The organism is Rhodococcus sp. NPDC059968 (assembly GCF_042738615.1).
Lineage (GTDB): Bacteria > Actinomycetota > Actinomycetes > Mycobacteriales > Mycobacteriaceae > Rhodococcus_F.
In genome coordinates this window covers 1-11,712 of sequence record NZ_JBHWUE010000175.1, presented here as the reverse complement: position 1 = coordinate 11,712, position 11,712 = coordinate 1, and the positions used below count along the sequence as shown (strand labels likewise).

General features: G+C 67.2%; 11 protein-coding genes. 3 read left to right on the top strand and 8 right to left on the bottom strand.

The window, feature by feature from the left end; all coding sequences use genetic code 11:
• From ACFWAY_RS51395 to iolC, 8 genes are all read right to left on the bottom strand, one after another.
• The coding region (locus ACFWAY_RS51395) for an aldehyde dehydrogenase family protein (protein WP_378516197.1) at window positions 1-248 on the bottom strand (248 nt) is incomplete at its 3' end.
• Between the two features lie 11 nt (window positions 249-259).
• Entirely contained in the window at window positions 260-1,132 is an 873-nt protein-coding gene (locus ACFWAY_RS51390; protein ID WP_378452202.1) for a sugar phosphate isomerase/epimerase family protein, read from the bottom strand.
• Between the two features lie 5 nt (window positions 1,133-1,137).
• Window positions 1,138-2,238 (bottom strand): Gfo/Idh/MocA family protein, encoded by a 1,101-nt coding sequence (locus ACFWAY_RS51385; RefSeq protein WP_378516196.1) that lies wholly within the window; start codon window positions 2,236-2,238, stop codon window positions 1,138-1,140.
• A 26-nt stretch (window positions 2,239-2,264) separates the two neighbouring features.
• Window positions 2,265-3,170: a sugar phosphate isomerase/epimerase gene (locus ACFWAY_RS51380; RefSeq protein ID WP_164060493.1), complete on the bottom strand. Its 906-nt coding sequence runs from the start codon at window positions 3,168-3,170 to the stop codon at window positions 2,265-2,267.
• 36 nt (window positions 3,171-3,206) lie between these two features.
• Window positions 3,207-5,165, bottom strand: a complete 1,959-nt coding sequence (gene iolD / locus ACFWAY_RS51375; RefSeq protein ID WP_378516195.1) for a 3D-(3,5/4)-trihydroxycyclohexane-1,2-dione acylhydrolase (decyclizing) — start codon at window positions 5,163-5,165, stop codon at window positions 3,207-3,209.
• The gene (iolB, locus tag ACFWAY_RS51370; RefSeq protein ID WP_378516194.1) at window positions 5,162-6,058 is read right to left on the bottom strand and encodes a 5-deoxy-glucuronate isomerase; all 897 of its coding nucleotides are present in this window, start codon (window positions 6,056-6,058) and stop codon (window positions 5,162-5,164) included. The genes iolD and iolB overlap by 4 nt, the downstream gene beginning before the upstream one ends.
• A 21-nt stretch (window positions 6,059-6,079) precedes the next feature.
• Entirely contained in the window at window positions 6,080-6,979 is a 900-nt protein-coding gene (locus tag ACFWAY_RS51365) for an aldolase (RefSeq protein WP_378452206.1), read from the bottom strand.
• Window positions 6,972-7,961 (bottom strand): 5-dehydro-2-deoxygluconokinase, encoded by a 990-nt coding sequence (gene iolC, locus ACFWAY_RS51360; RefSeq protein WP_378452207.1) that lies wholly within the window; start codon window positions 7,959-7,961, stop codon window positions 6,972-6,974. Before iolC ends, ACFWAY_RS51365 begins: the two co-directional genes overlap by 8 nt.
• 201 nt (window positions 7,962-8,162) lie before the next feature.
• Here iolC and ACFWAY_RS51355 point away from each other — a divergent pair, with 201 nt between their 5' ends.
• The 3 genes from ACFWAY_RS51355 (at window position 8,163) to ACFWAY_RS51345 (ending at window position 11,480) form a co-directional block, all read left to right on the top strand.
• Window positions 8,163-8,900: a GntR family transcriptional regulator gene (locus ACFWAY_RS51355; RefSeq protein WP_378452208.1), complete on the top strand. Its 738-nt coding sequence runs from the start codon at window positions 8,163-8,165 to the stop codon at window positions 8,898-8,900.
• Between the two features lie 31 nt (window positions 8,901-8,931).
• Window positions 8,932-10,293, top strand: a complete 1,362-nt coding sequence (locus ACFWAY_RS51350) for an MFS transporter (protein WP_378452261.1) — start codon at window positions 8,932-8,934, stop codon at window positions 10,291-10,293.
• Between the two features lie 188 nt (window positions 10,294-10,481).
• The gene (locus tag ACFWAY_RS51345; protein WP_378452209.1) at window positions 10,482-11,480 is read left to right on the top strand and encodes a substrate-binding domain-containing protein; all 999 of its coding nucleotides are present in this window, start codon (window positions 10,482-10,484) and stop codon (window positions 11,478-11,480) included.
• The last annotated feature ends 232 nt before the right edge of the window (window positions 11,481-11,712 follow it).

Here is an 11,712-nt window from a genome sequence, read left to right as displayed (position 1 = left end):
TCGTTGAGCAGTTCCCGGAACTTGAACACGATGGAGGAACGCTTGGCGAGGGAGGTGTCGCGCCAGGCGGGGAACGCGGCGGCGGCGGCATCGATGACGGCGCGGGCGTCCTCGACGCTGGCGAGGGCGACCTGCCCGGTGACGGCACCGGTCGCCGGGTTGGTGACCGGGGCGGTGTTACCACTGGTACCGGCGAAACCCTTGCCGTCCGACCAGTGTGCGATCTCGCGAGTGATGTTGGTGCTCATGTGTTGTCCTTTCACCGCGTGCGCGCGATGTAATCCTTCATGGTCTTCAGTTGGTAGCGGGAGACATCGTGAGCGTTCTCGTCCTCGGCGAAGACGCTCGACACCATCACGGTGTCGGGTTTGTCGTAGAAGCCGAGTTCGGACAGCCCGCCGAAGAACTCGTCCCAGTCGAGGTCGCCGTCACCGATCTTGAGGTGCTGGTGGACACGCACCGCGTTGCCGGGCGGATTGGTGATGTACCGCAGTCCGTGGGAGCGGTGGTGATCCATCGTGTCCGCGACGTGGACGAGCCGCAGCATGTCGCCCGCCGCGCGCATGATCTCGAGCATGCCGGCGCCCATGTGATAGCTGTGGCACGCGACGTACACCAGTCCGAAGTTCTTCGAGTTGATGCCGCGGATCATCCGGATGGCGTCCAGACCGTTCTCCACGAAATCGTCGGGGTGCGGGTCGATGCGGACGTCGATGCCTTCACGCTCGATGATGGGGACGAGTTCCTCCATCGACCGGTAGAAGGCGCGCTCCGATTCCTCGGCCTTCTCCGGGCGGCCGCTGAACTCGGTGTTCATCACGTTCACACCGAGGTCGACGGTGATCTGAATGGCGCGCTTCCAGTACCGCACCGCCGCCTCGCGGGCGTCTTCGTCCGGGCCGGACCACCGCAGGACCGGCAACACGGAGGCGATTCCGACGCCGACGTCGCTGCAGGCCTTGCGGAACTGCCGGACCAACTCGTCGTCGGCCTTCGGGTGGTTGAAGAACGGGATCATGTCGCGGTGCGGGGTGAGCTGCAGGTGTTCGAAGCCGAGTTCGGCAACCACCGCCGGCAGTTCGAGAAGCGAGTAGTCGTGGTGGAAGGGGGTGGGATCGAGTGCAATCTTCATCGTGTTCAGGCCCCCGGTCCGATGGGTCGCTCCGCAGGCTCCGCTCCTGGGATGGAGGAACGGTCGACCATGTCGACGGTCACACGTTCGCCGGTCTCGAGCGACTGCACGCCGGCGGCGCACACGGCAGCGGCGGCGTAGCCGTCCCACGCACCGGGTCCGTCGATGTAGGTGCCGGTCTCCGCGCCCGTGCGGGCGGCGTTGACCCAGCGCTGGATCTCGACGTCGTACGCCTGGCCGAAGCGCTCCTTGAACGAGGGGGTGATCTCCCCGCCCGACATACCTGCGCCCGAGCGGCCGTTGCCCGCGCCGGTGCCGAACTTTCGGACGAGTCCGACATCGAGACCGATGAACGCCGAACCCTTCTCGGCGACGATCTCGGTGCGCACCTCGTACGCGACACCGGTGGTCACGAAGACCTCGACGTCGACGTGGCGACCGGACTCTGTACTGAAGAACGCGATCTGCGGGTCCTGCAGTCCCTGGGGGGCACCGGGATTCGCGGCCGGCCGGAGGATGTGGACGGAGGTGATCTCCTCGTCGAACAGGAATCGGGTGACGTCCACCTCGTGGACCAGCGAGTCCTTGACGATCATCGAGCTGTCGAAGCTCGGCGGCACGGCGGGGTTGCGGTGTACGCAGTGGGCGAGCAGCACCTGCCCGAACACGCCGTCGTCGATGAGCGTCTTCAACTGCTCGTACTCGTGGTCGAAACGTCGCATGAAGCCGACCTGGATCAGCTTCTTGCCGAGTTCGGCTTCGCGCTTGACGATCTCGAGGGACGTGGCGACGTCGGTGGTCAGCGGCTTCTCGCACATCACCGGCTTGCCGTGCTCGAGGCAGGCGAGAAGCTGCTTCTCGTGCGTCGGGCCGGGGGTGGCCAGGACGACGGCGTCGACATCGGGGTCGGCGATCGCGTCGAGCGGGTCGCTGATCACCCGGCAGCCGGGGATCCCGGCGGCGATCTGCTCGGCCTTCTCGATGAAGTAGTCGTTGACGACGGCGACGGTGGCGCCCTTGATGCGTTCGGTGATGCGTGCGACGTGGTCGGCGCCCATCATTCCGACACCCAGGACGGCGATGCGCAGGTCGTTGCTTCCGGACATAGCTGACTAGCTCCTGACGTGATCGGTTAGACGAACTTGACGGACGGGATCCCGCAGGACCCCAGGTACTTACGGGTGCGCTGGGCGATCGGCAGCGGAACGTCCACGGCGCAGGGGTAGAGATCCTGCTCGACGATCGCGAACACGTCGATGTCGAGCTTCTCGATTGCGGCGAGCAGCGGCGGCAGGTCGGGGATGCCGAGCGGCGGCTCGATCATCGCGCCGAGCTTGACGGCCTCGCCGAACGGCAGGTCCTCGGCCTCGACCTTGGCGCGGACCTCGGGATCGACCTGCTTGAGGTGCAGGTAGCCGATCCGCTCGGGAGCGCGCTCGATGATCGCGAGGTTGTCGCCGCCGCAGTAGCTGATGTGGCCGGTGTCGAGGCACAGGTTCACGTATTCGCTGTCGGTGCCGTCGAGGAAGCGATACACGTTCTCCTCGGTGTCGACATGGCTGTCCGCGTGCGGGTGGTACTGCGCCTTCACGCCGTACTGCTCGAACATCTTCTTGCCCAGCTCGTTCATGCCGCCGGTCTTCTTCTTCCACTGCTCCGCAGTGAGATTGCGGTCCTCGAGCACCTCGCCACTGCTCGGGTCGCGCCACATCTCCGGGATCACGACCACATGTTTGCCGCCGACGGCGGCGGTCAGCTTCGCGACGTCCTCGATCTGGGTCCACACGGCATCCCAGGAGTCGTCCTGGTGCAGGTGCTCGAACACGGTGCCGGCCGACAGCTTCAGATTGTGGGCCGCGAGTTCGTCGCGGAGCTGCTGCGGGTCGGTGGGCAGGTAGCCGTACGGGCCCAGCTCGATCCACTCGTAACCGGATGCCGAGACCTCGTCGAGGAACCGTCCGTACGGGGTCTGCTGCGGGTCTTCGGGGAACCAGACGCCCCAGGAGTCGGGGGCGGATCCGACGCGAATGACGCTCATCGGGAAATCCTTTCGAGAGGTGTATGGGGAGAGTTGTCAGTTGCCGGACGGGCGCAGGAACGGACGCTGGATTTTCTTCCACTGCGCGTACGTCTCGTAGGCGGTCCGGGTGGAGTCGAGGGTGCTGGTCGAGCTGACGGGGACGTCCCACCAGGATTCGCTGTCCGGTGCGGCGATTCGCGGGTCCGTCTCGACGTGGATGACGGTGGTGTTGTCGCTCGCCTTCGCCACCTTGACGGCGTCGGCGAACTCGGCTGCCGTGTTCGCGCGGATCACGTCGGCGCCGAGGCTCGCGGCGTTGGCCGCCAGATCGACGGGCAGGATGTCGCCGTCGAGCCGGCCGGAGTCGCCACGGTACCGGTAGTCGGTGCCGAACCGCTGGGATCCGAGCGACTCCGACAGCGACCCGATGGACGCGAAGCCGTGATTCTGCACGAGCACCACGATGACCTTCACGTTCTCCTGCACGGCGGTGACGAGTTCGGTGGCCATCATCAGGTATGAGCCGTCGCCGACCATGATGAACACGTCGCGGTCGGGGCAGGCCATCTTGGCGCCGATGCCGCCGGCGATCTCGTAGCCCATGCACGAGAACCCGTATTCGACGTGGTAGCCCTTGGAGTCGCGGGTGCGCCACAGTTTGTGCAGGTCGCCGGGCATGGAGCCGGCGGCGCACACGACGACGTCGCGAGGGTCGGACAGCGTGTTGGCGAGTCCGATGACCTGATTCTGGTTGAGGCCGAGCGAGTCGTCGTCGATCTTGTAGACCGAGGCGACCGTGGACTCCCAGTGTTCGGCGAGTTCGGCTGTGCGCGAGCGGTACTGATCGGGAACCTGGTAATCGCCCAGTGCCCCGGTGAGCGCCTCGAGTGCCTCGCGGGCGTCGGCGACGACGCTGACGCCGCCCTGCTTCACCGAGTCGATCGACGCGACGTTGATGTTGACGAACCGCACGTCCGGGTTGTTGAACGCGGTGCGCGACGCCGTGGTGAAGTCGCTGTAGCGGGTGCCGATGCCGATGATCACGTCGGACTCGGTGGCGAGAGCATTGGCCGCCGTGGTGCCGGTCGAGCCGATCGCGCCGACCGACTGCGGGTGGTCGTAGGGCAGTGAGCCCTTGCCTGCCTGACTCTGACCGACCGGGATGCCGGTCGTCTCGGCGAACGAGGCCAATGTCTCGGTGGCGCCCGAGTAGATCAGGCCACCGCCCGCGACGATCAGCGGTTTCTTCGCCGACCGGATCACGTCCGCGGCCCGCGCGATCACCGACTTCTCGGGGAGTGGCCGGGCCACGTGCCACGTGCGCTCGGCGAACAGCGACTCCGGCCAGTCGAAGGCCTCCGCCTGCACGTCCTGCGGAATGGCGACGGTGGCCGCACCCGTCTCGACGGGGTCGGTCAGCACGCGCATCGCGCCGAGCAGTGCCGAAGGCAACTGCTCCGGCCGCCACACGCGGTCGAAGTAGCGCGACAGCGGTTTGAACGCGTCGTTGACTGTGACGTCACCGCTCGACGGCAGTTCGAGTTCCTGCAGCACCGGTGCGCTCGCGCGGGTGGCGAACGTGTCGGCGGGCAGGAGCAGGACGGGCAGCCGGTTGATGGTGGCGAGCGCCGCGCCGGTCAGCATATTGGTCGAGCCGGGGCCGACGCTGGCCGACACCGCCCACGTCTGCAGCCGATCCTTCTGGCGTGCGTACGCGACCGCGCTGTGCACCATCGCCTGCTCGTTACGGCCGAGGACGTACGGCAGTTCGGATTCGGTGCCGGCTTCGACGGCGTCGATCTCCGCCTGCAGCAGTGCCTGACCGAGTCCGGCGACGTTGCCGTGGCCGAAGATGCCGAAGCAGCCGGCGAAGAACTTGGTGCGTTCGCCGTCCCGCTCGACGTACTGGTTGGCGAGGAAACGGATGGTTGCCTGAGCCACCGTGAGGTGGACGGTGCCCTCGGCGTTGGGGTTCTTGCTCGCCGACATCGGCGCGGTGGACACCACGGTCATGCTCCTTCGGATGGTGCGTGGAGGGGGAGGCGGGGATCGACGGTCTGGTGTTCCCAGCTGCCGCGCAGCCAGGTGTGGGCCGGGTCGTCGCAGATGTTCCAGGCGCGGTCTTCGCCGGGCCCGGCCATGACGTTCAGGTAGTACATGTGATGTCCGGGGGCGGCGATCGACGGTCCGTGATAGCCGTGCGGCACGAGGACCACGTCGCCGGAGCGCACTTCCTCGAGCACCTCGATGGGCCGCTCGGGAGTGCCGTACACGCGATGGTAGCCGAATCCGGTTCCGCCGAAATCCACTGCGGTGGCATTGGCTTCGGCGATCTCGAAGTAGTAGATCTCCTCGAGCTGCGACTCGACGTCGCTGTTCTCGTCGTGCTTGTGGCTCGGGTACGACGACCAGTTGCCACCGGGAGTGATGACCTCGCACGCGATGATCGAATCGGCCTCGAAGCGATCGGCGGTGCCGAAGTTGTGCACCTGACGGCTGCAGTTGCCGGCGCCGCGCAGTTCGACGGAGATGTCGGCTGCCGGGACGTACCGGAACGGGAACTTCTGCCGGGCGCGGGCCCCGCACAGGGCGAATCGTCCACCGGTCGCGCTCGTGACCGTGTAGGCCGAATCGCGGCCCACGTAGGCGAAGTCGCTCGGTCCGTCGAACACGGATCGCCGTCCGGTGAGGGCGAACTCGGTGTCCTCGCTCGACACCGCCGCGGACCCGGCCAGTGGTACGACGATGATCTCGTCGTCACCGGACACGAGTTCGGCCGACCCACCGGGGGCCAGGGTGAGCACCCGAAGACTCGATTCGGTCCAGCCCGCCGATTCAGGGGTGACCTCGAGGTCGAACGATCCGGTGGCCGCGGAACCGACCGGCACGTAGTACTTGCTGTTCATCGTGGGCCTCTCCGGCGTGCGTCAGTGAACGAGGGATACGGCGGTGTCGACCGCGGCGGCGACGTCCTCGTCCCGCGGGTACAGCAGCGTGCGTCCGACGATCAGGCCGCGGACCGACGGCAGCGCGAGGGCCTTGGCCCAGCTCGCGAACGTCTCCTCGGGTGCCGTCTGCGGATCTCCGCCGAGCAGCAGCGTCGGAAGCGTCGTCGCATCCATGACGCGTTCCATCTCGTCGACCACCGGCAGCTTCATCCAGGTGTAGGCGGACGTGGACCCCAGGCCCTGGCTGATGTGGATCGACTTGATCACGGCGTCGGCGCTGAGATCGTTCTTGACCTTGCCGTCCACCCGCCGCGACAGGAACGGTTCCACCATGGCCATCAGCCCCGCCTCGGCCAGCGAATCGACCGCCTGGGCGCACGCGGTGAGGGTGGACAGAGTGCCGGGATCGTCGAGATCGATGCGGCACAGCATTTTTCCGCCGTTCATGCCGGCCTTCGCGGTGCCGGCGGCGGTGTAGCCGGTCATCCGGTCGTCGAGTTCGAAACTGGCGCCGGCCAGCCCACCGCGGTTCATCGAGGAGATGACCACCTTGTCGTCGAGCGCGCCGAGCAGCACCAGATCGTCGAGGATGTCGGCGGTGGCGAGCACGCCGTCCACGCCGGGGTTGCGCAGGGCGGTGCGGAGGCGGTCGAGGAGGTCGGTGCGACTGTTCATCGCGGTCGGACGGTCGCCGACCGAGAGTGCACCGCGGGCGGGGTGGTCGGCGGCGACGATCATGAGCCGGCCGTTGCCGCGCACCGTGGGCCGGGCGACCCGGGTGGCCCAGGCGCGGTCGATGGCCGCCGGGTCGTTGGCGCGTACCTCGGTGACGTCGGCGTAGGACGCGCAGACTGCGCGGTGAGCGAGAGTTTCAGACATTGACAGCCTCCGAAGTGGTGGAATCGGCGAGCGCCCGGACCTCGTCGGCCGTCGGCATCGCGGTGGAGCATTCGAGGCGGGAGGCGACGATCGCCCCCGCGGCATTGGCGTAGCGCAGGATCTTCTCGAGCGGCCACCCGGCGAGCAGTCCGTGGCACAGCGTGCCGCCGAAGCTGTCGCCGGCACCGAGCCCGTTGACCACCTGGACGTCGTTCGGGGGCACCGTGATGCTCTGGGTGCGTGTCTTCCCGAGGACGCCTTTGGGGCCCTGCTTGACGATGGCCAGTTCGACGCCGAGATCGAGCAGTGCGTCCGCGGCCTTGTGCGCGTTGGTCTCACCGACCGCGATCTCGCACTCCTCGCGGTTACCGACCGCGACGGTGACGTGCTGGAGAGCGCGCTGCACCTGAGCGGTGGCCTCGGCGGGGGAGGACCAGAACATCGGGCGGTAGTCGAGATCGAGGACGGTGTGGGTGCGGCGTCCACGGGCCTCCCAGGCTGCGAAATGCGCGCTGCGGCTGGGCTCTTCGGACAGTCCGGTGACCGTCGACCAGTAGAGCTTCGCGTCGCGGACCGCGTCGAGATCGATGTCCGCCGGAGTCACCTGCAGGTCCGGGGCGACGGGCTTGCGGTAGAAGTACAGCGGAAAGTCGTCCGGCGGGAAGATCTCACAGAACGTGACGGGAGTCGGGTGCTCGGTGTCGATACCGACGTAGCGGTTGTCGACGCCGAGATCGGTGAGAGCCGTGCGGACGAAGCGACCGAACGGATCGTTTCCGACGCCCGAGATGAGAGCGCTGCTGCAGCCGAGGCGGGCGGCGGCGACGGTGACGTTGGCCGCGCTCCCGCCGAGGAACTTACCGAACGTCTCGACGTGTTCGAGTCCGACTCCGGTCTGCAATGGGTAGATGTCCACACCGCAGCGCCCGATGGCGAGGACGTCCAATCCGTTCCGGTTGGGTTGCGTCTGGATGGTGGTCAAGGCTGACTCCCGAAAGGTCGTTGTGGGTGGTCTGCGCAGGGCGCCGAGGTCTGATTGAAACTGTGCTCCACATCACCGGCTCCTGTCAAGACTTTGTCCTGACATTATTACTTGAAGTCAATCTGGTGTTAGTGTTCGCATACACTGCCGGAAAGATCGGCGACGGTGGACGTCGCCCGCGCACGAGGATCGGAGTTGTCCGTGGGTGCACCACTCGCAGTCGAGCTCGACAGATCGAGCCCGGTTCCGCTGTACTTCCAGCTTGCGCAGACGATCGAGAACGCGATCATCGGCGGGGAACTCGCCCCCGGTGACCGCTTCGAGAACGAACTGGCACTCGCCAAGCGTCTGAACCTGTCCCGTCCCACCACGCGCCGCGCCATCCAGGAGCTCGTCGACAAGGGCCTGCTCGTCCGCAAACGCGGAGTCGGAACGCAGGTGGTGCAGAGTGCCGTGCACCGGCCGGTCGAACTCACCAGCCTCTTCGACGACCTCGCGCGGGCGGGGCAGAGCCCGACCACCAAGCTCCTCGACTACCAGGTCGCCGTGCCGGCCGAAGACGTCGCCGCCGAACTCAACCTGCAGCCCGGCGCCGAGGTCGCGTCCATCCGGCGCCTCCGCAGCACCAACGGGGAACCGCTGGCGCTGATGACCAACCACATCCCGGTGGACCTCGCGCCGGACCCCGAGGAGCTGGAGGCGCACGGCCTCTACCACGCACTCCGGGCCCGCGGCGTGCACATCCGTCTTGCACGGCAACGCATCGGCGCGAAGGCGGCGAGCAAGGCGGAGGCGTCGCTCCTCGACGAGAAGACCGGGGCGCCGCTGCTGACAATGGACCGGACCGCGTTCGACGACTCGGGAAGCGCCGTCGAGTTCGGCAGCCACTGCTACCGCGCGTCGCGGTACTACTTCGACACGACCGTTGTCGATCGCTAGAACCGCGCGCGCGACGTCGTTCCCCCGTGGGATGGCCCTGCTGGTGGCAGGTGCCCTCTTCATGGAGATTCTCGACGCCACCATCATCGCGCCCGCCATCCCGCTGATCGCCGAGTCCTTCGGTGTCGACGCCGTCGACGTCAACATCGCGATCTCCGCCTACCTGGTGACGGTGGCCGTCCTCATCCCGGCGAGCGGGTGGGTGTCCGACCGGTTCGGGACCCGCCGCGTGTTCGTGGCCGCCATCGCCGTGTTCACGCTGGCGTCCATCGGGTGTGCGGCGAGTGTGTCGTTGCCGATGCTCGTCGCGATGCGGGTGCTGCAGGGAGTCGGCGGCGCCATGATGGTGCCCGTCGGGCGGCTCGCGGTGCTGCGGTCGAGCACGAAGAGCGACCTCGTCCGCGCGATAGCGCTGCTCACGTGGCCCGCGCTCGCGGCGCCGGTCATCGCGCCCCTCCTCGGCGGTGCGATCGCCACCGTCGGCTCGTGGCGATGGATCTTCGTCATCAACATTCCCATCGGCGTCCTCGGAATCCTGCTGTCGCTGAAGCTGGTTCACGGGGCGGGTTCGCGGTCGACGAGCCGGCTGGACTGGCGGGGCCTCCTCGGGGTCGGAACAGGAATCGCGGCAGCCCTGATCGCGCTGGAGAGCATCCGCGTGACGGGTACCGACTGGCGGCGGGTCGCGATCGGGGGAGTGGTCGCTGTCGTCTTGCTGGCGGCCTCGGTGCTCCATCTCGCCCGCACTCCCCATCCGCTCGTCGACTTCCGCGTGCTGCGCGTGCGGACGCTACGGACCACCGTCACCGGTGGTTCGCTCTACCGCCTGATCGTCACGGCAGTGCCGTTCCTGCTGCCGCTGCAGTTCCAACTCGGCTTCGGCTGGACTCCGTTCCTCGCGGGTCTGCTCGTCGCGGCGCTGTTCGCCGGCAACATCGCCGTCAAACCGTGTACGACGCCGCTGATGCGGCGCTTCGGGATCAGGCCGATCCTGCTGGTCAACGCCCTGCTGTCCGTCGGCTGCTTCGGGTTGCTCGCCGCCCTGAGCTCGTCGACCCCGATGCCGGTCATCGCGGGGGTCCTGTTCGTGAGCGGAGCCCTGCGCTCGGTCGGATTCACCGCGTACAACAGTCTCGCGTTCTCCGACGTCGATCGTGCCGACCTCACGCACGCGAATACGCTCAACGCCGCCGTGCAGGAGCTGGCGGCCGGTCTCGGGATCGCGGTCGCGGCGCTCGCCCTCACGGCGTTCACGCCGTTGGCGACGTCGTCCGAGCACGGGTTCGGGTCCGAATATTCCTGGACCTTCGTCCTTTTGGGCCTGCTGATGCTGTGCACGGTGGTCGACACGTTGCGTCTGCCGCGTGACGCCGGGGCAGCGGTCACGCGCTGAGCGCGCCCGCACCTGTCCACGCATCTGCTCGATTTCCGGGTCGTCTGCGGGGACACCCATGTCCGCGCATTTGATATGTGGTCCTAATGTCCAGACAAACTATTGACTTTCGGGTGTGACGCGTATTACATCTAAGGCACACGGCCAAGGCGTCACCGGGCCGTTCGTCCCCCCGAGAGGAAAAGCAGATGAACTTCCCCAACCGGCGTCGCGTGGCGGTACTGGCCTGCGCGAGTGCCCTGGTGATGAGCCTCGCGGCGTGCTCGAGCACCGGAGGCAAGCCGGACAGCAGTGGGTCCGGGATCGGCGCGGGCAGCGCCGACACCCCGCGCGTCACGATCGCGATGGTCACGCACGCGGCACCGGGCGACACGTTCTGGGACCTGATCCGCACGGGCGCGCAGGATGCCGCCGACAAGGACAACGTGGAACTGAAGTACTCCTCCGATCCGCAGGCCCCCAACCAGGCCAACCTCGTGCAGACGGCCATCGACTCCAAGGTCGACGGACTCGCGCTCACCCTCGCCACCCCCGAGGCGATGGCACCCGCGGTCAAGAGCGCGCAGGACGCAGGTATCCCGATCTCCGCATTCAACGCCGGATACGGCGCCTGGAAGGACATGGGAGTCAACCAGTACTTCGGGCAGGACGAGACCATCGCCGGCCAGGCCGCGGGGAACCGTCTGAACCAGGACGGCGCAAAGCACGTCATCTGCGTCATCCAGCAGCAGGGCCAGATTCAGCTCGAATCCCGTTGCGCCGGTGCCAAGCAGGCCTTCCGCGGCACGTTCGAGACACTCAACGTGAACGGTGAGGACATGCCGTCGGTGAACTCGACGATCGCCGCCAAGCTCCAGCAGGACCCGTCCATCGACGGTGTGCTGACGCTCGGCGCCCCGATCGCCCTCACCGCCGTGCAGTCGGTCGGCAATGCGGGCAGCCCGGCCAAGGTCTACACGTTCGACACCAACGCGGCACTCGTCGACGCCATCTCCGACGGCAGCGTGCAGTGGGCCATCGACCAGCAGCCGTACCTGCAGGGCTACCTGGCCATCGATTCGCTGTGGCTCTACCTGAACAACGGCAACGTCATCGGCGGCGGCGGGCCGACACTGACCGGGCCGTCGTTCATCGACAAGTCCAACATCGACAAGGTCGCCGAGTACGCCAAGGCCGGCACCCGCTGATCGGCGGTAAATCACATGTCAGGGCACACGATCCGGACCCCGGTGGGTCCATCTCACGCACACACCATCACCGTCACCATCGACCCGGTCGCACGACCGGCCGGCACCGCACAACGCTGAGATCCACCGGCGCGGAGAGGAAAGTCATGTCCACACAGCAAGATCTGGACCTTGCCAGTCACAAGGTCGTCCACGACGAGCGGGTGAAGGAGCAGAGACGCCTGCAGCGTCT

Coding starts and splice junctions, on each gene's coding strand:
- ACFWAY_RS51390 (WP_378452202.1), bottom strand. CDS start 1,132: ATGAAGATTGCACTCGATCCCACCCCCTTCCACCACGACTACTCGCTT.
- ACFWAY_RS51385 (WP_378516196.1), bottom strand. CDS start 2,238: ATGTCCGGAAGCAACGACCTGCGCATCGCCGTCCTGGGTGTCGGAATG.
- ACFWAY_RS51380 (WP_164060493.1), bottom strand. CDS start 3,170: ATGAGCGTCATTCGCGTCGGATCCGCCCCCGACTCCTGGGGCGTCTGG.
- iolD (WP_378516195.1), bottom strand. CDS start 5,165: ATGACCGTGGTGTCCACCGCGCCGATGTCGGCGAGCAAGAACCCCAAC.
- iolB (WP_378516194.1), bottom strand. CDS start 6,058: ATGAACAGCAAGTACTACGTGCCGGTCGGTTCCGCGGCCACCGGATCG.
- ACFWAY_RS51365 (WP_378452206.1), bottom strand. CDS start 6,979: ATGTCTGAAACTCTCGCTCACCGCGCAGTCTGCGCGTCCTACGCCGAC.
- ACFWAY_RS51350 (WP_378452261.1), top strand. CDS start 8,932: ATGGCCCTGCTGGTGGCAGGTGCCCTCTTCATGGAGATTCTCGACGCC.
- ACFWAY_RS51345 (WP_378452209.1), top strand. CDS start 10,482: ATGAACTTCCCCAACCGGCGTCGCGTGGCGGTACTGGCCTGCGCGAGT.